General features: G+C 68.8%; 25 protein-coding genes. 13 read left to right on the top strand and 12 right to left on the bottom strand.

Annotation, left to right across the window (positions count from 1 at the left end; genetic code table 11):
• Positions 1-47 precede the first annotated feature (47 nt).
• Positions 48-1,514, bottom strand: coding sequence for a flavin-containing monooxygenase (locus ACEVFP_RS17370; protein ID WP_375000704.1), 1,467 nt, complete (start codon positions 1,512-1,514; stop codon positions 48-50).
• Between the two features lie 66 nt (positions 1,515-1,580).
• On the opposite strand from ACEVFP_RS17370, the gene ACEVFP_RS17365 reads away from it, so the two are divergent.
• The gene (locus tag ACEVFP_RS17365; protein ID WP_375000703.1) at positions 1,581-2,192 is read left to right on the top strand and encodes a TetR/AcrR family transcriptional regulator; all 612 of its coding nucleotides are present in this window, start codon (positions 1,581-1,583) and stop codon (positions 2,190-2,192) included.
• Positions 2,193-2,206: 14 nt separating this feature from the next.
• Here ACEVFP_RS17365 and ACEVFP_RS17360 read toward each other — a convergent pair whose 3' ends face one another.
• Positions 2,207-2,698, bottom strand: a complete 492-nt coding sequence (locus ACEVFP_RS17360; RefSeq protein WP_375000702.1) for an inorganic diphosphatase — start codon at positions 2,696-2,698, stop codon at positions 2,207-2,209.
• Positions 2,699-2,748: 50 nt separating this feature from the next.
• Here ACEVFP_RS17360 and dacB point away from each other — a divergent pair, with 50 nt between their 5' ends.
• Together dacB and ACEVFP_RS17350 are read left to right on the top strand one after the other, a co-directional pair.
• A complete protein-coding gene (gene dacB / locus ACEVFP_RS17355) occupies positions 2,749-4,179 on the top strand; it encodes a D-alanyl-D-alanine carboxypeptidase/D-alanyl-D-alanine-endopeptidase (RefSeq protein ID WP_375000701.1) in 1,431 nt (476 codons plus the stop codon).
• 161 nt (positions 4,180-4,340) lie between these two features.
• Entirely contained in the window at positions 4,341-5,483 is a 1,143-nt protein-coding gene (locus ACEVFP_RS17350) for a peptidoglycan-binding protein (RefSeq protein ID WP_375000700.1), read from the top strand.
• Positions 5,484-5,489: 6 nt separating this feature from the next.
• Here ACEVFP_RS17350 and ACEVFP_RS17345 read toward each other — a convergent pair whose 3' ends face one another.
• Entirely contained in the window at positions 5,490-6,530 is a 1,041-nt protein-coding gene (locus tag ACEVFP_RS17345; protein ID WP_375000699.1) for an SDR family oxidoreductase, read from the bottom strand.
• A 100-nt stretch (positions 6,531-6,630) separates the two neighbouring features.
• Between ACEVFP_RS17345 and ACEVFP_RS17340 the strand changes: the two genes are divergently transcribed.
• The gene (locus ACEVFP_RS17340) at positions 6,631-7,446 is read left to right on the top strand and encodes an exonuclease domain-containing protein (protein WP_375000698.1); all 816 of its coding nucleotides are present in this window, start codon (positions 6,631-6,633) and stop codon (positions 7,444-7,446) included.
• Between the two features lie 11 nt (positions 7,447-7,457).
• On the opposite strand, the gene ACEVFP_RS17335 is transcribed toward ACEVFP_RS17340, so the two are convergent.
• Together ACEVFP_RS17335 and ACEVFP_RS17330 are read right to left on the bottom strand one after the other, a co-directional pair.
• Complete coding sequence (locus ACEVFP_RS17335) at positions 7,458-8,291, bottom strand: alpha/beta fold hydrolase (RefSeq protein WP_375000697.1); 834 nt, start codon at positions 8,289-8,291, stop codon at positions 7,458-7,460.
• The gene (locus ACEVFP_RS17330; protein WP_375000696.1) at positions 8,284-9,042 is read right to left on the bottom strand and encodes a lysophospholipid acyltransferase family protein; all 759 of its coding nucleotides are present in this window, start codon (positions 9,040-9,042) and stop codon (positions 8,284-8,286) included. The genes ACEVFP_RS17335 and ACEVFP_RS17330 overlap by 8 nt, the downstream gene beginning before the upstream one ends.
• 149 nt (positions 9,043-9,191) lie before the next feature.
• On the opposite strand from ACEVFP_RS17330, the gene ACEVFP_RS17325 reads away from it, so the two are divergent.
• The 3 genes from ACEVFP_RS17325 to ACEVFP_RS17315 all read left to right on the top strand — a co-directional run bounded on the left by ACEVFP_RS17325 (position 9,192) and on the right by ACEVFP_RS17315 (position 11,927).
• A complete protein-coding gene (locus tag ACEVFP_RS17325) occupies positions 9,192-10,331 on the top strand; it encodes an acyl-CoA dehydrogenase family protein (RefSeq protein ID WP_375000695.1) in 1,140 nt (379 codons plus the stop codon).
• An 8-nt stretch (positions 10,332-10,339) separates the two neighbouring features.
• Positions 10,340-11,095 (top strand): SDR family NAD(P)-dependent oxidoreductase, encoded by a 756-nt coding sequence (locus ACEVFP_RS17320; protein ID WP_375000694.1) that lies wholly within the window; start codon positions 10,340-10,342, stop codon positions 11,093-11,095.
• 79 nt (positions 11,096-11,174) lie between these two features.
• The gene (locus ACEVFP_RS17315; protein ID WP_375000693.1) at positions 11,175-11,927 is read left to right on the top strand and encodes an enoyl-CoA hydratase/isomerase family protein; all 753 of its coding nucleotides are present in this window, start codon (positions 11,175-11,177) and stop codon (positions 11,925-11,927) included.
• Positions 11,928-11,964: 37 nt separating this feature from the next.
• On the opposite strand, the gene ACEVFP_RS17310 is transcribed toward ACEVFP_RS17315, so the two are convergent.
• From ACEVFP_RS17310 to ACEVFP_RS17285, 6 genes are all read right to left on the bottom strand, one after another.
• Positions 11,965-12,570, bottom strand: coding sequence for a TetR/AcrR family transcriptional regulator (locus ACEVFP_RS17310; protein WP_375000692.1), 606 nt, complete (start codon positions 12,568-12,570; stop codon positions 11,965-11,967).
• 40 nt (positions 12,571-12,610) lie between these two features.
• Complete coding sequence (locus ACEVFP_RS17305; RefSeq protein ID WP_375000691.1) at positions 12,611-13,300, bottom strand: aspartate/glutamate racemase family protein; 690 nt, start codon at positions 13,298-13,300, stop codon at positions 12,611-12,613.
• On the bottom strand, positions 13,297-14,124 hold the full coding sequence (gene fdhD / locus ACEVFP_RS17300; RefSeq protein WP_375000690.1) for a formate dehydrogenase accessory sulfurtransferase FdhD: 828 nt from the start codon (positions 14,122-14,124) through the stop codon (positions 13,297-13,299). The genes ACEVFP_RS17305 and fdhD overlap by 4 nt, the downstream gene beginning before the upstream one ends.
• Positions 14,121-14,375: a DUF6457 domain-containing protein gene (locus tag ACEVFP_RS17295; protein ID WP_375000689.1), complete on the bottom strand. Its 255-nt coding sequence runs from the start codon at positions 14,373-14,375 to the stop codon at positions 14,121-14,123. The genes fdhD and ACEVFP_RS17295 overlap by 4 nt, the downstream gene beginning before the upstream one ends.
• Complete coding sequence (locus tag ACEVFP_RS17290; RefSeq protein ID WP_375000688.1) at positions 14,375-14,932, bottom strand: molybdenum cofactor guanylyltransferase; 558 nt, start codon at positions 14,930-14,932, stop codon at positions 14,375-14,377. The genes ACEVFP_RS17295 and ACEVFP_RS17290 overlap by 1 nt, the downstream gene beginning before the upstream one ends.
• A gap of 61 nt (positions 14,933-14,993) precedes the next feature.
• Positions 14,994-16,319: a DUF222 domain-containing protein gene (locus ACEVFP_RS17285; protein WP_375000687.1), complete on the bottom strand. Its 1,326-nt coding sequence runs from the start codon at positions 16,317-16,319 to the stop codon at positions 14,994-14,996.
• Between the two features lie 100 nt (positions 16,320-16,419).
• Here ACEVFP_RS17285 and ACEVFP_RS17280 point away from each other — a divergent pair, with 100 nt between their 5' ends.
• The gene (locus ACEVFP_RS17280) at positions 16,420-17,373 is read left to right on the top strand and encodes an IS1595 family transposase (RefSeq protein ID WP_375003842.1); all 954 of its coding nucleotides are present in this window, start codon (positions 16,420-16,422) and stop codon (positions 17,371-17,373) included.
• 107 nt (positions 17,374-17,480) lie between these two features.
• On the opposite strand, the gene ACEVFP_RS17275 is transcribed toward ACEVFP_RS17280, so the two are convergent.
• On the bottom strand, positions 17,481-17,984 hold the full coding sequence (locus ACEVFP_RS17275) for a DoxX family protein (protein WP_375000686.1): 504 nt from the start codon (positions 17,982-17,984) through the stop codon (positions 17,481-17,483).
• On the opposite strand from ACEVFP_RS17275, the gene ACEVFP_RS17270 reads away from it, so the two are divergent.
• From ACEVFP_RS17270 to ACEVFP_RS17250, 5 genes are all read left to right on the top strand, one after another.
• Positions 17,950-18,546, top strand: a complete 597-nt coding sequence (locus tag ACEVFP_RS17270; protein WP_375000685.1) for a GNAT family N-acetyltransferase — start codon at positions 17,950-17,952, stop codon at positions 18,544-18,546. The genes ACEVFP_RS17275 and ACEVFP_RS17270 overlap by 35 nt on opposite strands.
• Positions 18,543-19,685 carry a zinc-binding dehydrogenase gene (locus ACEVFP_RS17265; RefSeq protein WP_375000684.1) on the top strand — a complete coding sequence of 381 codons (1,143 nt, stop codon included), beginning with the start codon at positions 18,543-18,545 and terminating at the stop codon, positions 19,683-19,685. Before ACEVFP_RS17270 ends, ACEVFP_RS17265 begins: the two co-directional genes overlap by 4 nt.
• Positions 19,686-19,914: 229 nt before the next feature.
• The gene (locus tag ACEVFP_RS17260) at positions 19,915-20,694 is read left to right on the top strand and encodes an SDR family NAD(P)-dependent oxidoreductase (protein WP_375000683.1); all 780 of its coding nucleotides are present in this window, start codon (positions 19,915-19,917) and stop codon (positions 20,692-20,694) included.
• Positions 20,695-20,778: 84 nt separating this feature from the next.
• A complete protein-coding gene (locus ACEVFP_RS17255) occupies positions 20,779-22,392 on the top strand; it encodes a thiamine pyrophosphate-binding protein (RefSeq protein WP_375000682.1) in 1,614 nt (537 codons plus the stop codon).
• Positions 22,393-22,403: 11 nt separating this feature from the next.
• Positions 22,404-23,186, top strand: a complete 783-nt coding sequence (locus tag ACEVFP_RS17250) for an enoyl-CoA hydratase-related protein (RefSeq protein ID WP_375000681.1) — start codon at positions 22,404-22,406, stop codon at positions 23,184-23,186.
• Positions 23,187-23,202: the final 16 nt, after the last annotated feature.

Below are 23,202 nucleotides of genomic sequence, written 5' to 3'. Positions count from 1 at the left end.
TTCGTGTGCTCGACGCCAGTTTCGAAGGGTCTCGTGGGAAACCTGCATCAGGCGGCCTTCTGCCAGGCGAAGTCGTCGGTCTCGACCTTGCGGGTGCGCCACCAGTACCGGAAGGTGAACCCTGGCCAGATGGTGCGGTTCTTGCCCTTGCTGTCGAGGTACCAGCTGGTGCAGCCGCCCTGGCTCCACACGCCCTTCTCGACCTTGGACTGCAGGTCGTCGTTGAACGCGCGTTGCGCCTGCTGAGTCGGCTCGACCGCCTGCGCCCCACGCTCGTCCATCTCATCGAGCATGCGGATGATCCACTTGGTCTGCTGCTCGATCATGAAGACCACCGAGTTGTGGCCGAGGGCTGTGTTGGGACCCAGCATGAAGTAGAAGTTCGGGAAGTGGGCGACCGAGATCCCGAGGTAGGTCTCGATGCCGTGCTCGGCGAAGTTCTTGGACAGGTCGCGACCGCCCTGGCCCGTGACGTGCACCCACTCGAAGGCGTCGGTCACGTGGAAGCCCGTGCCGTAGATGATCACGTCCGCCTCGCGGAACGTGCCGTCCTTGGCACGCACGCCCTCCGGCGTGATCTCCTCGATGCCGTCGGTGACGAGCTCGACGTTGTCGCGGTTGTACACCGGGATGTAGTTGTCGGTCTTCAGGACGCGCTTGCAGCCCAGGCGGTAGTCCGGGATGAGCTTCTCGGCCACCTCCGGATCGTCGATGGTGCGGCGGATGTAGTCGGAGACCCTCTTCTCGACCAGGCGGGTGATGTTCTGGGCGGGCCCGGTGAAACCGAGCTGCGTGGCCTCGTTGAACCAGTACAGCGCGTTGCGGTAGGCCCGCGAGCCGCCTGGGACCTTGCGCAGGAAGCCGGCCTTGCGACCGGTGATGTCGTGGTTGAACTTGGGCACGACCCACGGCGCGGTGCGCTGGTAGACGTCGAGCTGGGCGACGTCGCCGACGATCTCGGGGATGAACTGGATGGCGCTGGCGCCCGTGCCCACGACGGCCACCTTCTTGCCGGTGAGGTCGACGTCGTGGTCCCACTGCGCGGAGTGGAAGCGAGGGCCGGCGAAGGTCTCGGCGCCGGGGAGCTCGGGGACGTTGGGGATGTGCAGGCCGCCGATGCCGGAGACGAGCACGCGGGCGTCGTAGGTCTCCTTGGAGGTGGTGACCGTCCAGCGCAGCCGCTGCTCGTCCCAGGTGGCGCCGGTCATCTCGGTGTTGAAGTGGATGACGTCGTACAGACCGTGCTTGGCCGCGACCTTGCGCATGTACTCCCAGATCTCGGGCTGTGCGGAGTACTCACGGCTCCAGTCCGGGTTGAGCTCGTAGGAGAAGGAGTACATGTGGCTCTGGATGTCGCACTCTGCCCCCGGGTAGGTGTTGTCCCGCCAGGTTCCGCCGACGTCATCGGCCTTCTCGATGACGATAAAGTCCGTGCGGCCGGACTCGCGGAGCTTCATGGCCATTCCCATGCCTGAGAAGCCACTGCCGACGATGAGGATGTCTGTGGAGATCACGTTTCAGATACTATCGGTATCTGACAGGTGTGCCAAGGTGTGGTGGATGACAGAGGGAGGGCGACGGTGACGATCGACCAGGAACGACTCACCCGAGCGGAACGACAGGCGCAGACCCGCGATCGTCTCATCGAGGTGGCGCGGGAGCTGTTCCTCGACGTCGGATACAGCGCGACGTCGCTGGACAAGGTGGCCGTGGCGGCGGGCTTCTCCAAGGGCGCTGTCTACTCCAACTTCGCGGGCAAGGAGGAGCTCTGCATGGCGGTGCTCGACACCATCCACGAGGAGCAGATCGAGGGCGTCGTCGCGGCGTTCACCGTCGATGCCGACATCGACGGCCGGATCGACGCGTTCGCACAGTGGGCCCGCGAGAAGCTCGGGCACCCGCGCTGGACGGCGCTGGAGGTGGAGTTCGCGGCGGTCGCCCGCACCAGCCCGTGGGTGGCCACCGAGCTGGTCAAGCGTCACCGGCTGCTGGTGGACGCCGCGGCCCGGCTCATCGAGAAGGTGACCGCCGATGCCGGCGTCACGCTGGACATCGAGGCCCGCAAGGCCGCCATCGCGCTGCTGAGCCTCGGTATCGGGTTGGGTGCGATGCGCTCGCTGGACCACCAGCTCGACGTCGACGTCTTCGCTGAGACGATGCGCGCCCTGCTCCGGGGCAGTGCCACCGCCTGAGCCCAGGGGCTCGCTCAGTAGCCGCCGTTGTCCTTGAACCGCTCGAAGCTGCGGTTCACCTCGGCCTCGGCCTCGGCGCGGCCCGTCCAGGTGGAGCCCTCGACGGACTTGCCGGGCTCCAGGTCCTTGTAGACGGTGAAGAAGTGCTCGATCTCCAGCCGGTCGAACTCCGCCACGTGGTGGATGTCGCGCAGGTGCTCCTCGCGCGGATCGGTGGCCGGGACGCACAGGACCTTGTCGTCGCCGCCTGCCTCGTCGGTCATGCGGAACATGCCGATCGCACGGCACGCGATGACGCAACCGGGGAAGGTGGGCGACGGCAGCAGGACGAGTGCGTCCAGCGGGTCGCCGTCCAGGCCGAGGGTCTCGTCGATGAAGCCGTAGTCGGCCGGGTACTGCGTCGAGGTGAACAGGGTGCGGTCCAGCCGGATGCGGTGATCCTTGTGGTCCACCTCGTACTTGTTGCGCTCGCCCTTGGGGATCTCCACGGTCACATCGAAAATCACGGTGTCGGGCCTTCCAGTTCGCTACGACGGGTACCCCTAGTCTGGCCCATGTGAATCAGCGCCGAGCACACAGGGGGCGTGGCCGGCCGCGCAGGAGCCGCGCGGGTCTGGGCCTGGCGTCCGTCGTGGTCGTGCTGGTGCTCGTGGTCGTCAGCGTGGCGGCCGCGGCGGCGTGGAGCACGGGCCGTCTCAACCACCTCGTCTGCGGGGGCCCGTGCGGGCCCGAGGCCGTGGCCGACCCGCTCGCGCTGACCCGTTCGGACGGGCTCGCCTCGACCGCACAGCTGGAGCCCGCCGCCGGGTCGGTCGACGCCGACGCCGTACGGGAAGCGGTCTCCGGGGCGCTCGAGGACGACGACCTCGGCAGTCGCGTCGGGCTGTCGGTCATGGACCCGGCGGCCGGCGAGGAGGTGCTGCGCACCGGCCCTGCCACGCTGGTGCCCGCCTCCACCACGAAGGTGCTCACCGCGGCCGCCGCGCTGGAGACGATCGACCCCCAGCAGCGGTTCAGCACGAGGGTGGAGCGTGAGGGCCAGGACGTCGTGCTGGTCGGCGGCGGTGATCCGTACCTCGTGACCCGTCGCGACGACGACAGCGGCTACGCCGCCCGGGCCGACCTGCGCACCCTGGCCGAGAGCACCGCCGAGGCCCTGGCCGAGGCCGGTGTCGAGCAGGTCCGCGTCGGCTACGACGACTCCCTGTTCACCGGGCCCGCCGCGAGCAGCACGTGGGAGGACTCCTACGTCCCCGGCCAGGTGGTCACCCCCATCAGCGCTCTGTGGACGGAGCGCGGGATCAGCAACGGTGTGCGCACCAGCGAGCCGGCCCGTGCCGCGGCGTCGACGTTCGCCACGTTGCTGGGTCGGCAGGGCATCGACGTCGACGACGACGTCGATGCCCTGGACGCACCCGGCACCGAGCCGATCGCCGAGGCAGCCGGTCCCACCGTCGCGCAGGCCGTGGAGTCCCTGCTGCTGTCGAGCAACAACGAGGCCACGGAGGTCATCGCCCGTCACGTCGCCATCGCGCGGGGGGAGGAGGCGAGCTTCGAGGGAGGAGCTCGCGCCGTGGCCGACGCCCTGCGGGAGGCCGACGTCCCGCTGGACGGGCTGGAGCTGGGCGACGGCAGTGGACTCTCCCGTGAGAACCGCATCGACCCGACGACCCTGGCCACCATCGTGAGCCGTGCGATCTCCGGTGACGCCTGGCCCGGCGTGCTGTCCGGGCTTCCCGTCGGAGCGTTCAGTGGCTCCCTGGCAGAGCGTTTCGACGGCGAGGCGTCCGACGGGGCCGGGCTCGTGCGTGCCAAGACCGGCACGCTGACGGGAGTGCACTCGCTGGCCGGGTACGTGACCGACGCGCGCGGAGTTCCGCTCGCCTTCGCCGTCATGGTCGACGACACACGCGACCTCAACGCTCTGGCCACGCAGGCTGCGCTCGACGACGTCGCCGCAGCCCTCGCCGCCTGCACCTGCGGCTGAGCCGTCTGCCGCCCCAAGCCTGGCTCTCCCCCGCTCTGCACTGGCATTGCAGTCGGGAAACTACCTCGTTGTAGTTCTGTCATTGGTGTGACAGGTGGTGCCCATGGTGCGCAGACTGGTGCTCTCGGCCCGGCGTCATCGGGTCCGTCGAGGGAGATCTCATGCGCCGGATCGGCATTGGGCTCATGGCTGCTGTCCTGTGCTGCACCATGGCCACGGCCACCAGCCAGGCCTCGTCGTCCACCCCGGTGCCGTTCCCCAAGACGATCAAGGGCCTCAAGGCCCCGGTGTCCGTCGGCAGCGCCTTGGACCCGGTGCCCGCCTACGTCCCGCAGAACGCCTGTCAGCCCGGCACCCCGCCTGGCGTGGCGAAGCTGCGGGCCCTGGTGCTCAAGACCTACGGCGTCGGCGGGGCCGGCAACACGGCCCGCACCTGCGCCGAAGGCACCTCCGAGCACTCCGACGGCCGGGCCTGGGACTGGATGGTGAACGTCAAGACCGCCAAGGAGAAGGCCGCAGCGGCGGACTTCCTGGCCTGGCTGACCCGCAACGACGGACGTGCCGCACGCCGCCTGGGGATCATGTACGTCATCTACAACAAGAAGATCTGGGCGTCCTACCGAGCCAAGGACGGCTGGCGTGCCAGCTCCGGCCACACCGACCACGTCCACATCTCCTTCTCCTGGAACGGCGCCCGCGGCAACACGTCCTGGTGGACGGGCACGGTGCGCCCGGTCGACCACGGCCCGTGCCAGCGGTTCGCCGGACAGCCGTCGGCCGTCGACACCAAGAAGGTCAACACCAAGCCCTGCCCTGGGGTGAGCCCGTTGATGAAGACCACCAACCTGCCGACCCTGGAGTACGGGCACAAGCACAGTGCCGTCTCCACCGCGCAGGGACTGCTGGGCCTTGCCAGGACCGGGACGTTCGACACCCAGCTCCGGGCACGTCTGATCAGCTGGCAACGGGCCAACAACCTGCCCAAGACGGGAGGGCTGGACCAGCCGACGTGGGCGATCCTGCGCACGACGTCGGTCACCAAGAACGTGGCCAAGGAGTACACGCCCGCATCCGCGCGGACCTATGGCGCCAAGAACTACTCCACCCGGTCGATGAGGAGCCTCGACACCGGCCGGCACGTCCTGGTCCTGCAGCGAGCGCTGGGGCTGCCGCTCAAGCGGGTCACGGGATACTTCGGCGTCCAGACCACCGACGCCGTGAAGGCCATGCAGCGTCAGCTCAACCGGCCCGTGACCGGCACCTGGACCGGGGGCGACTGGAAGGCGCTCAACGCCGCGTCGTAGCGGGCCTCACAGCCGACGCAGGACCTGGTGCGCCTTGCGGTTCAGCAGCCGCATCGCGATCGTGTACCCGATGGGGAAGTAGCGCTGGGCCAGGTAGCCGAGCTTGATGTCGGCGGACGTCAGCACGAGGTAGCGGCCCCTACGCATGCCCTTGAGGATCAGTGCGGCGGCGTGCTCGGGGGTCACCGCATGCTTCTCGAACCCGGCGATGGCCTTCTTGACCTGGGGGTCGTCGCGGTCGACTCCGACGATGTCGACGGTGCCCACGAGCGGCGTCCTGACCGCGCCGGGACAGACGAGCGTGACGCCGATGCCGTGTCGCTCGAGATCGAAGCGCAGCACCTCGCTCACGCCGCGCAGGCCGAACTTGGCGGCGCTGTACGGAGCGTGCAGGGGCAGTCCGAACAGGCCCGCGGCGGAGGAGACGTTGACGACGTGACCGCTGCGCCCGGCCTCGATCATGGCAGGGACGAAGGCCGACATGACGTGGACAGGGCCCATCAGGTCGATCTCGACGGTGCGGCGCCAATGGTGGGGCTGCAGGTCCTGGATGCGGCCCCAGGTGGAGATGCCGGCGATGTTCATGACGACGTCGACTGGCCCGACCCGCTCGTGGACACGGTCGGCGAAGGCCTGCACGGCCGCGGCGTCGGAGATGTCGAAGGCCTCGTGGTACAGCACCACGTTGTGTTGGTTCGCCGCCCCGGGCCCGGCACCCCCGCCGGGTTGGTTCGCCGCCCCGGGCCCGGCACCCCCGCCGGGTTGGTTCGCCGCCCCGGGCCCGGCACCCCCGCCGGGTTGGTTCGCCGCCCCCGGCCCGGCACCCCCGCCGGGTTGGTTCGCCGCCCCCGGTGGCCCGGCGCTGGGGGCATCGTCGGGCCGGCGGATGCTCTCGACGGCGGCATCCAGACCCTCGGCGGCGACGTCGGTGAGGACCAGCCGGGCGCCCTGCTCGGCGGCCAGCCGAGCCGTGGCCAGGCCGATGCCGCTCGCAGCGCCGGTGATCAGGACGATGCGCCCTGAGGGCTCGGTACGGCGTCGAGGCATGGAGCTCCTTCCAAGAGTGAGACAAACGTACCAGTTGTTCGTGTCGCTGCGCCGATGTGTCGGTGGGCGCCCCTACGCTCGAGCGACATCAGGAGGTGCCGTGAGGACCAACTCGTTCGACGGTCTGTGCGATGCGTGCTCGGCGCACGTCGCCGCAGGGTCTGGCTCGCTCACCGGCAAGCCCGGCCGTTGGCGCACCTGGTGCTTGGCCTGTTCGCCCCGTCCACCCGCGCGCGGGGCGCACGACGGGTGGCACCGGCTTCCGCTCGCCTCGCTCGACTTCGAGACCACGGGGGTCGACCCGCACGCCGACCGCGTCGTCTCCTACGCCCTGCTGGACGAGCCTGGCTTCGAGATCACCGGGCTCATCGATCCAGGGGTTCCCATCCCCACCGCGGCATCGGACGTCCACGGCATCACCGAGACCATGGTGGCGGGTGCGCCCGGTCCCGCCGAGGCCCTCACCGTGGTCATCGACTGGGTGCAGGCACTCATCGAGCGGCGTGTCGGGCTCGTGGTGTTCAACGCCTGCTACGACCTGACGATGCTGCGCGCCGAGGCGCAGCGACACGGCCTCGCCGAGCCGGACTGGGAGCGACTTCTCGTCGTCGACCCCTACGTGCTGGACTGGGGCATCGAGCGTGGCGGGCTCGGCCAGCGTCGGCTCGTCGACGTCGCCGCGTACTACGGTGTCCGGCTGGACGGTGCGCACGACGCCACGGTCGACGCGCGTGCCGCCCGCGAGGTGGCCGTCGAGCTGGCCGCGCGCCACGCCACCGTTGGCACCACGTCGTTGGAGGACCTCATGGGGCACCAGCGCACCTGGTACGCCGACCGTGCCGAGGACTGGAACAGCTACGCCCGGCGCGTCGGTCGAGACCTCGACGACCCGACCGGCTGGCCGCTCGCCTCCTGACGGGCCGCCGCTCAGCCCGCGCGGCGGATGCGGCCAAGGACCGCCTCCACCACTGCGTCAGGGGCCTGCTCGGGGATCCAGTGGGTGATGCCCTCCAGCACGACGTACTCGAAGTCCGCCGTGACGTGCTCATGGCACGCATCGGCCCCGGCCTGACCGATCGCGAGGTCCTGGTCGCTCCACAGGTAGGTCGTGGGCACGTCCACCGCCGGAAGGTCGGCCAACGAGGGCGTCATGGCGCGGTACCAGGCCAGGGCCGCGGTCAGCGCCTCCCGGTCCTGCAGCTGTGCCAGGTAGGTGTCCACCTGCTCGGGCGGCACCGCGTCGCCGTACATCGCGCGCAGACGAGCCGCCCCGTCCTCCAGCAGCAGGTCCTCGGCGCGCCCCTCCTGGCGCAGCAGGGCGATGTAGGAGGCGCGTTCGCGGGCATCGGGATCGTGCCGGATGGCGTGGTTGTATGCGGCGAGGTGCGGCACGGACAGCGCCGTGAGGCTGAGCAGCCGCTCGCGGTGCCAGGCGGCGAGCGCCCACGCCACAGCGGCGCCCCAGTCGTGCCCCACGAGGTGGAAGCGGTCGATCTTGAGCGCATCGACGATCCCGAGGACGTCTGCCACCAGGACGTCGACGCCGTAGGCGTCGATGTCCGTGGGACGGGCGCCCGGGGAGTAGCCGCGCTGGTTGGGCGCCACGACGCGGTGCCCGGCCGCCACCAGGTCGGGCAGCACGTGGGTCCACGTCGCCGACGTCTCGGGGAACCCGTGCAGCAGCACGACGGCCGGGCCGTCCTCCGGCCCGTCGATGAGGACGTCGAACGTCAGGTCGGCCACGGTCACTTGGTCAGTCACTGGGAGCTCCGATGCGTCGTAGGGCTTCTCGGTCGAGGGCTGCACCGGTCTCGACGTCCGGCGCGGAGCCGCCGCGGTCGTGCGGGACCCACCATCGGTCGGCATCGTCGCGCGGAGCGTCGGGGTAGGTGTCGATGGCCTCATCCAGCATGCGTTCCATGGTCTCGCGCAGTCGGGTCGTGAGCTCGGGGACACCCTCGTCCGGCCGGGGCAAGAGTGGCTCGCCGAGGATGATCGTGACCGCGACCCCGCGACGCAGACTGGGTCGACGGTCCACGGTCGCCAGGCGGTGCGTACCCCACAGGATGCACGGTACGAGGGGGAGGTCGCCGTTCAGGGAGAGGGCGGCGGCGCCGGGCTTGAGCTTCTTGATACGCCACGAGCGGCTGATCGTCGCCTCCGGGAAGACGCCCACGATCTCGCCGCCCCCGAGTGCTCGTCGTGCCTGGCGGTAGGCGCCGGCTCCGGACCAACGGTCCACCGGGAGGTGGCCCATGGCGCGCAGCAGCCCGCCGGTCACGGGACGTTCGAAGAGGGACTTCTTGGCCATGAATCGGACCTGTCGGTCCTGTGCGCGGGCGGCATGGCCGACGAGCGCGAAGTCGAGATAGCTGATGTGGTTGGAGGCGATGACCGCGCCACCACGAGTGGGCAGGTGCCCGGCCCCGAGCACGGTGATCCGCGTGCCGAGCAACCGGAACAGGCCAGTGAGCACCACGACGACGAGCTCGTAGACGCGGCTGCGCCTCATGTCCTGACCCTGCGTGCGATCGGCGTCGTCACCGGGAGCCGGTCGGGCTGGGTCATGAGGTGACGGTACCGTTCGCGTATCGTACTGATTACCGTCCTGTGGTACTCGTGATGGTACCCGTTCCCAGAGCCCCCGCCGGGAGGAGCTCCATGCCCGTCCAGCGACTGATGCCCACCGAGGAGTCCGTCGACCTCATCGACCTCACACGCTCGATCGTCGACGCCGAGCTTCGGCCCCGGGTCGACGAGGCGGAAGCCACGGCCAGATTCCCTCGTGAGATCTTCGCCATGCTCGGCCACGCAGGCATCCTCGGTCTGCCCTACGCCGAGGAGCTCGGTGGCGGTGGACAGCCGTACGAGGTCTACCTGCAGGTCGTCGAGGAGCTCGCGTCCGCCTGGGCCAGCGTCGGGGTGGGTGTCAGCGTGCACGCGCTCAGCTGCTTCGCACTGGCGACGCAGGGCACCCGCGAGCAGCAGGAGCGCTGGCTGCCGGACATGCTCGGTGGCGACCTGCTCGGCGCGTACTGCCTGTCCGAGGCGCATGCGGGCTCCGACCCGGCTGCGATGCGCACCAAGGCCGTCCGTGTGGGGGACGAGTACGTCATCAACGGCGCCAAGGCGTGGACCACGCACGGGGGAGAAGCCGACTTCTACAAGGTCATGGCGCGCACCAGCGACGGAGACAAGGGGGCCATCTCCTGCTTCCTCGTCCCTGCAGACACGCCAGGGCTCACGGCCGACAACCCAGAGCAGAAGATGGGGCTGATGGGCTCGGTCACGGCCACCATGCTGTTCGAGGACGTCCGCGTCCCCGTGGAACGCCGCCTCGGCGAGGAGGGCCAGGGGCTGCCCATCGCACTCGCAGGTCTCGACGCCGGGCGGCTCGGCATCGCCGCCGTCGCCACCGGTGTCGCCCAGGGTGCGCTCGATGCTGCCGTCGCCTACGCCAAGGAGCGCGAGGCCTTCGGCAAGGCCATCATCGACCACCAGGGCCTGGCCTTCCTCCTCGCCGACATGGCAGCGTCCGTCGGCTCTGCCCGCGCCAGCTACCTGCACGCCGCGCGACTCAAGGACGCCGGGCGCCCGTATGGTCAGGAGGCATCGGTGGCCAAGCTCGTGGCCACCGACAACGCCATGAAGGTCACCACCGACGCCGTGCAGGTGCTCGGTGGTGCCGGCTACACCAAGGACTTCCCGGTCGAGCGCTACATGCGCGAGACCAAGGTCATGCAGATCTTCGAGGGAACGAACCAGATCCAGCGGCTGGTCATCAGCCGTCACCTGACGTAGGAGAACCCATGGACCTCAAGGACACCTCAGCCGTCGTCACCGGCGGCGCTTCCGGCCTGGGCGCCGCCACCGCGGCGGCGCTCGCCGAGCGCGGCGCCCAGGTGGTCGCGATCGACCTCGACGCGGCCATCGCGGACGCGCCCACGCTCGAGCGCGTCACCTACGCCGCGGCCGACGTGACCGACGAGCCGCAGGTGCGCTCGGCCATCGGCCTCGCCTCGGACCTCGGTCCGCTGCGCACCGTCGTCAGCTGCGCGGGCATCGGCCCGTCGGCGCGCATCCTCGGCCGCAAGGGGGTGCACGACCTCGCGCTCTACGCCAAGGTCGTGCACGTCAACCTCGTCGGCACCTTCACCGTCCTGGCGCTCGCGTCGGAGGCCATTGCGCAGACCGAGGCCGATCAGCACGGGCAGCGCGGCGTCGTGGTGAACACGGCATCGATCGCCGCCTACGACGGCCAGGTCGGCCAGGTGGCCTACGCCTCCTCCAAGGGTGGAGTGGTGGGCATGACGCTGCCGGCGGCGCGCGACCTCGCCCAGCACGGCATCCGCGTCAACACCATTGCCCCCGGAATCGTCGACACCCCGATGCTCGCCACCGTGAGTGATGAGTTCCGGGCCGGCCTCGCCGCTGGGATCCCGTTCCCGCAGCGTCTCGCCCGTCCCGACGAGTACGCTCGCCTGGTGACCATGATCGTCGAGCACGACTACCTCAACGGTGAGGTCTTCCGGATGGACGGCGCGCTGCGGATGGCCCCCCGATGAGCGAGCGTCAGCGAGTGAACCAACGGCACGTCATCGCGCCGCCGACGTATTCTCGGCGCTTCTTCACGGTGGTGGCGCGATGACCGTGAGGCTGGACGTCGCCGGTGGCGTGGCGCACCTGGCCTTCGATCGTCCCGAGGCCTCCAATGCGCTCGACATGGCTGCTGGTGAGGCCTTCGAGGAGGCGCTCCTGCAGGTCCGCGACGACGACGCGGCTCGCGTGCTGCTCCTGAGCGGCAACGGGCGGATGTTCAGCAGCGGGGGTGACCTCGCGGCGATGGCCGATGCGCAGGACCGGCCCTCCTTCGTCCAGGCGCTCGCCGACCAGGCACACCGGGGTGTCCGGATCCTCGACGGGCTCCAGAAGCCGGTCGTGGTCGCCGTGCAGGGTGCGGCCGCTGGGATCGGTCTGTCGTTCGTCCTGGCGTCCGACCTCGTGGTCGCGGCCCGGTCGGCACGGTTCGTCACCGCCTACACGTCGGTCGGTCTGACACCGGACGGCGGTCAGTCGTGGCTGCTGCCGAGGACCGTCGGGCTCCAGAGGGCCCTGGAGCTGACGCTCACGCCGCGCCGCCTGACGGCCGAGGAGGCGCAGCAGTGGGGCATCGTCACCCGGGTCGTGGACGACGAGGCTCACCTTGAGCAGGCGCGCGCGCTGGCCGAGCAGCTGGCCGCCGGTCCGGCCGAGGCGTTCGGCCGGGCACGAAGGCTGCTGCGTTCCGGGTGGGAGCGTTCCTTCGACGACCAGCTCGACGTGGAGGCCCGCAGCATCGCGGAGTCCGCCGGAACCGAGGAGTCGCGAGCCCTCATCGAGGGTTTCCTCTCCCGGTGAGAAGAGCCGCCGTCGGTACGACGGCGGGGTCGGCCGGTCAGCTCCGCAGACCGGCGGTGATGAGCTGGGCGGTGGCGCGGTACGCCTCGGCATCGCCCAGCCCCGCCGCCTCCTTGATCTGCCCGCGGTGGATGGCCTCCATGACCAGTCCGACGACGGTGCCGACGAAGTCTGGGTCCACGGACTCCGCTCCGGCCTCCCGCAGCAGCTCACGCACGCGCTCGGCGGCGAGCTCGGTGTTGCGCCGGTACACCTCCCCGGCGGGCGGATGGGCATCGAGGTCGGCGAAGAAGTCCGGCGAGGCGGCAGCCAGCGCGGTGGCGATCGCCTCGAGGTAGACGCCGATGCGGGCCGTGGGGTCGGACTCCTCGGACAGTCGTTCCTCCACGCGGTCCGTGGCACGCCGGAAGAACGCCCTCACCGCGGCCACGACGATCTGCTCCTTGCTGCCGGCGACGACGTAGAGCGTCGACTTGGAGCATCCCAGCCGACGCGCGAGGTCCTCGATGCTCAGGTGTCGAAAGCCCTCGGCGAGGTAGATCTCCAGCAGGGCGTCCAGCATCTCGTCGCGGCGACGTTCCGGTGCGCGCGCTGTTGCTCGGGTTGCTCCGTCGCGGTGACGCCCCTTCTGCGACGGCTCCATAGGACAGAGCGTACCGACGTCCCGCAGGTCCGGGAGATCCTCACCGCAGCGCGGCATCCACCGCGGCCTCGGCGTGCAGACGCGTGGTGGGGAACACCGGGACGGGACTGCTGGTCTGGTCGATGAGCAGCTCGATCTCGGTGCAGCCGAGGATCACGCCCTCGGCGCCGGAGGCAACCAGGCGCTGGATCACTCCGGCGTACGCGCGACGTGACTCCTCGCGTACTCGGCCCAGCACCAGCTCGTCGTAGATGACGTGATGGATGAGTGCGCGGTCGTCGGGGCCGGGCACCAGGACGTCCAGTCCGCGGCGGCCGAGGCGGTCACGCAGGAAGGGCTGCTCCATCGTGAAGGCCGTCCCGAGCAGTGCGACGCGGTCCACCCGGGCGTCCAGGACGGCCGTCGCGGTGACGTCCGCCAGGTGGAGCAGCGGGATGTCGACCGCCTGCTCGATGGCGTCGGCGACCTTGTGCATCGTGTTGGTGCAGAGCACGATCAGGTCCGCACCGGCACGCTGCAGCCCGCGGGCCTCGTCGGCGAGCAGCCGGCCGGCATCCTCCCACCGCCCCTCGACCTGCATGCGCTCCACGTCGGCGAAGTCGACCGAGGCCAGGAGGCAGCGTGCGGAGTGCAGGCCGCCGAGCTGCTCGCGCACGGTGCGATTGATGATCTCGTAGTACAGCGCAGAGCTCTCCCAGCTCATGCCCCCGAGCAGTCCGATGCGCTTCACGGGGGATCCAGGTCGGTGATCCGCTCCGGGTGCGCATAGACGTTGAACGTCGTGCCGCGGGAGAAGCCCACGAGGGTGATGCCGGAGCGCTCGGCGAGATCGGCGGCAAGCGACGACGGAGCGCTCACGGCCGCCAGGGCGGGGATGCCGGCCATCGCAGCCTTCTGCACCAGCTCGAAGGAGGCTCGCCCCGAGACCTGGAGCACGGTGCCGGTCAGGGGGAGACGGTTCTCGCGCCAGGCCCAGCCGACCACCTTGTCCACGGCGTTGTGACGGCCGACGTCCTCACGAACACACAGGGCCCGGCCGTCGGGCATGAACAGGCCGGCCGCGTGCACGCCGCCGGTGGAGTCGAAGATCGCCTGCTCGTCGCGCAGCCTGTCCGGCAGGGCACTGATCACCTCGGAGGGGACCTGCAGGTCGTTGTCGGTGACGTCGAAGCGCGACGTGGTGGCGACGGCGTCGATGGATGCCAGGCCGCACACTCCGCAGGAGCTGGACGTGTACACGTGGCGCTCGCGCACGGCGGCGACGACGGCGCCGGAGGTGGGGACGGTGACATCGATGATGTTGTAGGTGTTCTCCTGCTCGCCGGCGCAGTAGCGCATGGCGTGCAGGTCCTCAGGAGCGGCGGCGATGCCCTCGGAGACGCAGAACCCGGCCACGAGGTCGAAGTCGTCGCCGGGGGTGCGCATCGTGATGGCGAACTGGGAGCCGTTGACGCGGATCTCCAGCGGCTCCTCGGTGGCCAGCGAGTCGTGCCTCGGTGCGGAGGTGCCGTCGGTGACACGGGTCAGGCGACGGCGCTGGACCGGCTTGGTCACGAGTCTCGCTCGGCGAGCGCCTGGGCTGTGGAGTGTGCCCGTTGTACGGCTTGCTCGCCGCCTCCGGCGAGGCCGGCGGCGTAGCCGACGAGGAAGGTCGTCAGTGGCGCGGCCGGTCGCACCACCTGATGGGCGGCGGTGGCGGCGAGGTCGAGGATCGCGGCCGGGTCGGCCGGTGCGGCGACGCCGAGCTCGGCGCACAGCTGCTTCCACCAGTCCTCGATCTGTGGCTCGTCACGCTCTGCTGCCATCAGGGCCTCCTCAGGTCGTCGGGGGTGTCGACGTCCCACGTCGCACCGGTCGGTGCTGGCGCCGGTTCCCACTCTAGGTGGCTGAACAGGTGCCGCAACGAGGCGCCGTGAGCCTCGCCGATCGCTCGGAGTGCGTCACGCAGGGCGGGGCGGCGCACGAGGCTGGAGGTCCATTGGGCCTGCCCGTCGGCATCGACGATGACGCGGGCGTCGCTGGGTGTCGTGGTCTGCAGCGCCGCGACGAGGTCGGCGGCTCGTGGCAGGTCGGCCGCGAGCAGCAGCACGTCGGCGTCGTCGTCGGGGAGGGCGGCGAGTCCGGCGGCGAGTGCGACAACGGGTCCACCGAACGGTGGTTCCTCTCGACACCAGCGGACTGGCCGGGGCAGCAGGGTGTCGCGGCGGGGGCCGACAACGGCGACGTGTCGCGCCTGACTGACAGCTTCGACGGCCGTGGCGAGCAGGGTGCTGCCCTCGACCTCGGCGAGGACCTTGTCGTCCCCGAACCTCTTGGCCCGCCCGCCGGCCAGGATGACCGCGTCATGCGGCGTCGCTGTCATGGATCCAGACTAGGCAGGTTCGGTAGGACACGACCGCCTGCGGGCAGAGCTCTCCCGATGGTTACTGGAATCGTCGGTGTCGGCGGGGTCTGCGTCTGGGGTCGAGGGATGCGGGTGGCACGAGTTCGGGGATGCCGTCGGTGGTGAAGTGGATGTCCCAGCCGTCGGTGTGGAGGATGCGGTGGTGGTGGGGGCAGAGCAGGACCCCGTCCTTCAAATCGGTGCGGCCGCCGGCCGCCCAGGACTCGCCACCGTGGTGGACGACGCACCAGCCCGGTGGCCTGTCGCATCCAGGGAAGACGCAACCCCTCTGAGCGATCTCCAACGCCCGACGCTGATGCAACGAGTACAACCGCTTGTCCCTGCCGAGGTCCAACGGGAGTGAATCGCCACCGAAGACCGCCGGCAGGATCCGGTGCTCACAGGCCATCCGCCTGGCCTGACCGGCCGACAGGGTCTCACCGGTGGACAACACCGCGACCTTGAGCTGGTCGAGCAGGGCTTGGTGGTCGATGTTGATGGTCATGATCGGACCAACGTTGTTGGTCTCCGGCAACCGGTCGAGTGGCAGCAGCTCACACAGGTGGGCGAAGGCCCAGCCCTGACGACGCGTGTAGGACGGCCGCTCGTCCAACAGCACTTCACCAGTCGCCCGTGAGGCTTGTCCTGGTGCGGTGATCTCGATCTGCGGAGCACACAAGCCATCCAGGACAACTCTCAGGTGGGCGGCTTGGGCTTCAGGAATCGCGAACCCACCTTTGACGGTGCCGTCGACGGGCTGGCTCATCCAGAACTCCGCCCGCCCCCAGGCACGGCGTTCGCGTTCTTCGACGATGGTGTTCTCCGCAGCATCGATGGCTTCGGGTTGGATGAAGGAGCCGACCACACGGTCGGCTTGGCGTTGGAACTGACGCAGATCCATGTGCGGGGCATCGTCGACCAGCTGTGTCTCACACGCCTCCCGAGCATTTTTGGGCGTCTCTTCGGGGAGGAGGTCCAGGGCCTTCTCAATCACCCGTGCCTGCTTGGCACTCAACCGGCCTTGGGCCATGGCTTCATGGGACTGGGGTGTCTGCTCGATCTTCTTGGCCCGCCGGACCGTGCCACACGCACCACGACGATCGCCACCGAAGTCGTTCGACAACATCGACGCCGTCGACGTCGCCCCCTGACGGCGTGCCTCACCCGAGGACTCGACCGCCGCCACGGCGGCCAGCTTGTAGGCCGTCACCCTCGCCTCCAGACGAGACAGCGAGGTCGCCGCTTCACGCTGCTGCGCCCCACTCAACGCAGCAAACTCAGACGTGGCCACCGATCCCAACAGCTCGTGCACCCGCGCGAGCACACCAACCACATCAGTGGTGGGCTCCAGCACCGGTGCCGCCATCAGAACACATCCCCTCGATCAAAGGATCCCTTGAATCGCTGTTGTGTCGTGCTTATCCGCTTGAGTGCAGTAACCTGATTTCGTGTCCGCGCAGTGGCCAGTGGGAGGCGTCGACTACCCCCGCACGTATCAGGAGTTCGGGTCCTGGTTCGGCAATGATGCGGACTGCCGTGAGTATCTGGCCACTCTGCGGTGGCCGACGGGGTTTGAGTGCCCGCGGTGTGGTCACGAGCAGTGCTGGATCACCGGTCGCGGACTGCGGATGTGCCGCGCGTGCGCGGTGAAGACCTCGGTCACTGCCGGCACGATCTTCCACCGCTCCCACACGCCGTTGTCGACCTGGTTCGCCGCGATCTGGATGATCACCTCGCAGAAGAACGGTGTCTCGGCGCAGGGTTTGCAGGATGCTCTGGGGTTCGGCTCCTATGAGACTGCCTGGGCCTGGCTGCACAAGCTGCGACGCGCGATGGTCAGGCCTGGGCGTGACTTGCTGGGAGGCACGGATCGCCAGGGGCGACCAGTCGGCGTCGAGCTGGATCAGAGCTTCCTCGGCGGCAGAACTCCCTGGAAACCAGGCAGCGGCAGCGCCAAGGTGCCCATCACGATCGCCGTCGAACGCACCGCGGCGGGTCGTCTAGGTAGGGCTCGCCTCGAGGTCGCCAGCCGACCCGGGAGCAAGGACATGGTCGATTTCGCGCGCGAGGTGATCACCCCAGGCACGATGATCCACACCGACGGAGCCGCTGCTTTCCTCAGCCTTCCCAGGCTGGGATACGGACACCAGGTGAGCCCGAGCACTCAGAACAGTCTTCGCGTTGAGAACATCGACGCGGTCACTCCCGGACCCCACCTCGTCTCCTCGCTGCTGAAGCGATGGACAGCCGGCACCCTGCATCACAACCTCAGTCGCCGACATCTGCCCTACTACCTCGATGAGTTCACGTTCCGCTTCAATCGGCGCAACTCCAGAGCCCGCGGCATGCTCTTCTACCGACTCCTGCAGCAGGCCGTCGAGACCGATCCCCACCCCCTGAAAGACCTCACGGGAGGCTGAGAATCATCTACTGCACTCAAGCGGATAAGCACGTGTTGTGTTCCAATGCTAGACGACCCCACCGACACCCACCAGAGAGGACTGGGAGCCTGTGGAGAACCGCTTCGTCAAGCGTCTTCGTCGTCGAGCGGTGGCCGCCAGCAGAACGTCAACATGCCCACTGACCCGAGAATGCCGGCGCCGAGGGCTCCGATGCCTACCGCCCAGCCGCTGAGGTCGATGTCGAGGACGGCGTCGAGCGACCAGGACCCGGCGCCGAGCATGGCCAGCGTGGTGAGCGCAGTGGTGAGGACGAGGACGTACTCATAGCCGTCCCTGAAGATGAAGAACCCGTTGGCGCGGTGCACCGTCGCATAGGCCGTGACCATCACTCCGATCCCTGCGGCCGCAGCCACGGGGACGAGCAGACCCGCGAGGATCGCGACACCGGCGCCGATCTCCAGGTAGGCAGAGATGGCCGCGTGCAGGCGGGCAGGTCGCAGTCCGATGCTCTCGAACCATCGCGTGGTGCCGTCGAGGCCCCCCGGGCCGAAACCGTGGTTCCAGCCGTGGGCGACGAACACGCCACCCACGACGATGCGCAACACGAGCTGGGCAAGGTCGAGGTCCATGGGTCCATCATGGTGCATGGACTCCGTGGTGCTCAGACCTGTGACTCGCGATGACTTCGAGCTGCTGGCCACGTGGCTGGCTGCCCCTCACGTGTGGCGGTGGTGGCACCAGGAGTTCAGTCCCGAGGCGCTCGAGCGCGACTTCGGCCCGGGCCTGCGCGGAGAGGAACCGGGTGAGAACCTCATCGCCGAGATCGACGGCCGCCCCGTCGCGCACCTGCAACGCTCGCTCTGGTCGGACTATCCCGACGAGCTGGCGGAGATCTCGCCGTGGGTCGACGTGCCTGAAGGTGCGGCGACGATCGACTACCTCGTCGGTGAAGGAGTGGGACTGGGTATCGGGCCGCAGGTGCTCACCGCGCTCGTGGCGGACACGTGGGAGCGCCATGTGGACTGCCCAGCGATCATCGTGCCGATCGCTGCCGGCAACCGACCGTCCTGGCGGGCACTGGAGAAGGTCGGCTTCACGCGCATCGGCACGGCGCAGCTGAAGCCCGACAACCCGATTGATCCACCGGACCATGTCGTCATGGCCCTCGAACGCGGCATGCTGTCGACATGAGAGCCGTCGTCTGCCATCACCATGAGCTGGAGGTCACCGACCTTCCTGATCCGGAACCTGCTGAGGGTCAGGTGTTGATCAGGGTGCTTCGGGCCGGCATCTGCGGCTCGGACCTGCATGCCCGGGTCCACGCCGACGCGACGGCCGAGATCGCCTCCGAGGTGGGATACGAGCACTTCATGCGCTCCGACGTCCCGGTGGTGCTGGGTCACGAGTTCGTCGGCGAGGTGGTCGCCTACGGCCCGGGGACGAGACGACGCTGGGAACCGGGCACCCGCGTCGTCTCGCTGCCACTGCTGCGCCAGCCCGGCGGTCTGCACATGACGGGGCTGTCGCCCGAGGCGTCCGGGGCCTATGCGGAGCTGGTGGCGGTCTCGGAGGCGGTGACGTTCGAGGTGCCGGCCTCGGCGCACGACGAGCACGCCGCGTTGACCGAACCGCTGGCAGTCGCATGGCACGCGGTGCGCAAGGGCGACGTCAAGGACACGGCGGTGGTCGTGGGGTGCGGCCCGATCGGGCTCGCGGTCATCTTGATGCTCAAGGCATCCGGGGTGCGGACGGTCGTCGCGAGCGACCTCTCCGCCGGGCGCCGTGCGCTGGCAGCGCGGTGTGGCGCCGACGTCGTCGTGGACCCGACGACGGAGTCTCCGTGGGACCGGTTCGCCGACGACGAGCGGTACCTGACCACCGCCGAGGACTTCATGAACCTGGGCATGAGCACGATGGAGAAGCTGCGCGCGGTGCCGTTCCTCCCGTGGTCGCGGGTCTTCCAGGCGGCCGAGAAGCTGGGTGCGGTCCCGCGTGGGCCGGTGGTCTTTGAGTGCGTCGGCGTGCCGGGCATCCTGGAGCAGATCATCAGCGAGGCGCCGCTGATGACCCGCTTCGTCGTGGTGGGTGTGTGCATGGAGCCCGACACCTTCCGGCCGGCGATGGCGATCAACAAGGAGGCAGAGCTGCGCTTCGCCTTCTGCTACGACCCGGCCGAGTTCCACACTGTCTTGCAGATGGTGGCCAAGGGCAGGGTGGACCCGTCGCCCCTGGTCACCGACACCGTGGGCCTGGCCGGCGTGGCCGATGCCTTCGAGCAGCTCGCCGACCCCGAGCGACACGCCAAGATCCTCATCGACCCGTCGCTCTGAGTCTTCGGCGCTCACTGGTTGTCGCCCTCCCCCGTGGAGGGTTTGTAGTCGCCGGACCAGACTCGGCCGGTCGTGCGCCGAGTCCCCGAACTCGTTAGCCAGAGAGGCGATGGTCCAGCGACCCGTCACGGGGGCATTCCTACGTGAGGCACGGTCAGCGTTTCGCGGGCAGTTTCCGTGAGGCTTGTCGGACTATTGCGTAAATAAGGCATCAGTTATGTAATAAGGCATGATTGAGCTCTCTCCTGTCATGGTGGTCACCGGCGGTGGGCGCGGAATCGGCCGCCAGGTCGCCTTGAACGCGGCGGCCGAGTCCTTCCGAGTCGTCGTTGCTGATGTGGACCAGGTCGCGGCTCGCGCCGTCGAGGACGAGATCCGTGCAGCAGGCGGTTCAGCCCGCACGATTGCGGTTGACATGCGGGAGGTGGAATCGGTGCGCGGCGTGGTCGATGACGTGATGGCGAGGGATGGTCGGCTCGACGTTCTCGTGAACAACGCGGCCATGACTCGCGGCATCGACTTCTTCGACGTGGAGGTCGATGATTGGGACGCCTTCTTCGAGGTGAATGCCAGGGGAGCCTTCTTCGCCATGCAGTTTGCTGCTCGTCACATGACCGCGGCGGGGCGCGGGTCGATCGTCAACGTGGCGAGCATTGCCGGCAAGGGGTGGCCGGGCACGTCGAACATCGCCTACGCCGGCACCAAGGGCGCACTTGTGGCAATGACGCGGGTCGCTGCCGCGCGACTAGGGGCGGACGGCGTCCGCGTGAACGCCGTCTGTCCCGGCGTGACGGAGACCGCTCTGATGCGCGATCTGCTCGAGTCGCGCGCTCGCGACGGTCGCGGCTCCGTCGAGCACCAGAGGTCGGCCATGGCTGGCCTGGCGAGCCTGACGCGCATCACGCAGCCCGACGATGTCGCCGAGGCCGTGCTCTTCCTAGCCACCGATCGCTCCGCGGGCATCACAGGTCAATCGCTGAACGTGGACAGCGGCATCATGTGGGATTGATTATGTAATTACGTAATCGACTATGGTATTGCGTATTCTCACAACCGATGTCATAGTGACTGGTGCCACACGAAACGAGGTCACATGAAGGTCTACGAGCAGGTGTCCGCTCTGTTGCACGCTCATGGCGTTGACACGATGTTCGGCCTCATGGGTGACGCCAACATGTACGTCTCCACGACCTTCGAGAACAGTGGAGGGCGCTTCGTGCGTGTCGCGCACGAAGCAGGAGCCATCGCCATGGGTGACGGATATGCGCGCCTCGGTCGTCGATCGGCGGTAGCGACTGTCACCCACGGGCCAGGCTTCACGAACGCCATCACTCCCATGGTCGAAGCGATGAGATCGGGCACCCCGCTGCTGTGTCTGACCGGCGACACGCCAGCCGAGGCCACGCATCCGCAGCGTCTGGACATCGAGGGTGTGTGTGCCTCGCTGGGCATCACCCACGAACGGGTCCACAGCCCAGACAGTGTGGCGCGCGACGTCAACCGAGCCTGGCGCCGCCTGGACGAGGGACCGGTGGTGCTGAACGTCCCGCTCAGCCTCTGCTTGCGTGAGGCGATCGAGGGCGGCGCCGCCGGCGTCGTGCGGCGAGCTCCTGCAGGCGATGACGGTGCAAAGGTCGCCGAAGCGATTGACGAGGCGCTGGGAATCGTCGCTAGCGCAGCGCGCCCGGCGATCGTCGCCGGTCAGGGCGCCACCACGACTCAAGCGGAGGCGGCTATCGCCGAGCTCGCCGATCTTCTCGGAGCGCCACTGTTCACCACGGCGCTCGGCCGCGGCTTGTTCGCCGATCACGACCGGCTGCTGGGAATCATGGGGAGCCTGTCCAACGAGCTTGCCGTGTCGATGATCTCCGACAGCGACTGCATCATCGCCTTCGGGGCGAGCCTCAACAAGTACACGACGATGGGCGGCGAGCTGGTCTCCGACGTCCGTCTCGTGCAGGTCGACAACGACGTGACGAAGCTCGGATGGTTGGTGGAACCGGACGAGCGGATCCTGGGGGACGCCGCGCTCGTGGCGCGCGCCATGGCCGAACAGCTGCGTGAGGCCGGCCAGTCACCCCGGACGTCATGGGACCGGCGTGCGCGCGAGGTCGCTGCCGCCGTCCGCGCGTGGCGTCCGAGCGACGACCGTTCCGGGTCCGCGACGGTCGACGTCCGGGTCGCGAGCCAGAAGCTCAACGAGGTGCTCGAGCCGGGCTCAGTCATCGTCAGCGACGTGGGCCGGTTCGTGGCGGGGGTCTGGCCGTACCTGGACCGGCACGGACCTGGCGACTTCGCCGCGCTGACCGGGTTCGCCTCGATCGGCCTCGGGCTGGCGGCAGGAATCGGTGCAGCGATCGCGCGTCCACAGGAGCCCGTGGTCGTCCTCGCCGGCGACGGAGGCTTCATGATGCACGCCGGCGAGTTGAGCACCGCCGTGCGGGAGAGGCTGCCCATCGTCGTCATCGTCTTCAACGACGGCGCCTACGGAGCCGAGTACCACAAGCTCGTCGCGCAGGGACTCAGTCCGACCGCCGCGTACAACCAATGGCCGGATCTGTGCGACATGGCGCGTGGCTTGGGTGCCCAGGCGATGTCGATCCGTTCGGAGGCCGACGTGACCAAGCTTGGCGAGGTCATGGCGACCCTGGAGGGGCCGATCGTCGTCGATGTCCGGATCGACCCGACCCACCACATCGAGTTCTGAGGAGTGGAATCGTGTCAGAGCCGCTGACCGTGCATCGCCGACAGCATCAGGAGGTCTGGACGATCGATCTCCCCGCCGTGGGCAACGCGATATCGGGTACCCCGTTCATCGAGTCTCTGGAGCAGGCGGTCTGCCGTGCCAATGCCGACATGACCTTGAGAGCCGTCGTGCTCACGGGCGCGGGGTCGATCTTCTCCTCAGGAGGGAACCTGGCGGAGATCCTGGAGGGCAAGGGTCACGATGGTCAGGCTTCCTTGGAGCAGCGACAGGCCTTCGAGAGTGGTATCCAACGGATCCCGCGCGCCATGATCCGCTGCGAGGTCCCGATCATCGCTGCCGTCAACGGTCCTGCCATCGGGGCAGGATGCGACCTCGCCATGATGTGCGATCTTCGCATCGCCTCGACCAAGGCCTCCTTCGCGGAGAGCTTCGTCCAGCTCGGACTCATTCCGGGCGACGGTGGCACCTGGTTCCTGCCGCGCGCCATCGGTGAGCTCCGGGCTGCAGAGATGACGCTCACAGGGGATCGCATCGATGCCCGGCGAGCCCTCGAGTGGGGGATGGTGTCCACGGTCGTGCCGCCCGACGAGCTCATGGTTGAGGCCCAGAATATGGCCGACCGGGTGTCGAAGAACCCGACCCACGCGCTGCGCATGGCGAAACGGCTCCTGCAGGAGTCACGGACCAGCTCGCTGGACTCCTCCTTGCGCCTGGCCGCCGCGATGCAGGCGCTCGTGAACGGCGACCCCGAGCATCACCGTCGCCTGGATCTCTGGCGGGCGAAGCATGGCTGATCGAACGACAAACCCA

Source organism: Aeromicrobium sp. CTD01-1L150 (assembly GCF_041951745.1).
Classification (GTDB): Bacteria; Actinomycetota; Actinomycetes; order Propionibacteriales; family Nocardioidaceae; genus Aeromicrobium.
The sequence above is the reverse complement of the archived record's forward strand: the minus strand, read 5'-3'. Positions and strand labels throughout refer to the sequence as shown.

Coding starts and splice junctions, on each gene's coding strand:
- ACEVFP_RS17330 (WP_375000696.1), bottom strand. CDS start 9,042: ATGAGGCGCAGCCGCGTCTACGAGCTCGTCGTCGTGGTGCTCACTGGC.
- ACEVFP_RS17320 (WP_375000694.1), top strand. CDS start 10,340: ATGGACCTCAAGGACACCTCAGCCGTCGTCACCGGCGGCGCTTCCGGC.
- ACEVFP_RS17345 (WP_375000699.1), bottom strand. CDS start 6,530: ATGCCTCGACGCCGTACCGAGCCCTCAGGGCGCATCGTCCTGATCACC.
- ACEVFP_RS17290 (WP_375000688.1), bottom strand. CDS start 14,932: ATGACAGCGACGCCGCATGACGCGGTCATCCTGGCCGGCGGGCGGGCC.
- ACEVFP_RS17315 (WP_375000693.1), top strand. CDS start 11,175: ATGACCGTGAGGCTGGACGTCGCCGGTGGCGTGGCGCACCTGGCCTTC.
- ACEVFP_RS17325 (WP_375000695.1), top strand. CDS start 9,192: ATGCCCGTCCAGCGACTGATGCCCACCGAGGAGTCCGTCGACCTCATC.
- ACEVFP_RS17285 (WP_375000687.1), bottom strand. CDS start 16,319: ATGGCGGCACCGGTGCTGGAGCCCACCACTGATGTGGTTGGTGTGCTC.
- ACEVFP_RS17310 (WP_375000692.1), bottom strand. CDS start 12,570: ATGGAGCCGTCGCAGAAGGGGCGTCACCGCGACGGAGCAACCCGAGCA.
- ACEVFP_RS17295 (WP_375000689.1), bottom strand. CDS start 14,375: ATGGCAGCAGAGCGTGACGAGCCACAGATCGAGGACTGGTGGAAGCAG.
- ACEVFP_RS17265 (WP_375000684.1), top strand. CDS start 18,543: ATGAGAGCCGTCGTCTGCCATCACCATGAGCTGGAGGTCACCGACCTT.
- ACEVFP_RS17275 (WP_375000686.1), bottom strand. CDS start 17,984: ATGGACCTCGACCTTGCCCAGCTCGTGTTGCGCATCGTCGTGGGTGGC.
- ACEVFP_RS17255 (WP_375000682.1), top strand. CDS start 20,779: ATGAAGGTCTACGAGCAGGTGTCCGCTCTGTTGCACGCTCATGGCGTT.
- ACEVFP_RS17260 (WP_375000683.1), top strand. CDS start 19,915: ATGATTGAGCTCTCTCCTGTCATGGTGGTCACCGGCGGTGGGCGCGGA.
- ACEVFP_RS17350 (WP_375000700.1), top strand. CDS start 4,341: ATGCGCCGGATCGGCATTGGGCTCATGGCTGCTGTCCTGTGCTGCACC.
- ACEVFP_RS17270 (WP_375000685.1), top strand. CDS start 17,950: ATGCGCAACACGAGCTGGGCAAGGTCGAGGTCCATGGGTCCATCATGG.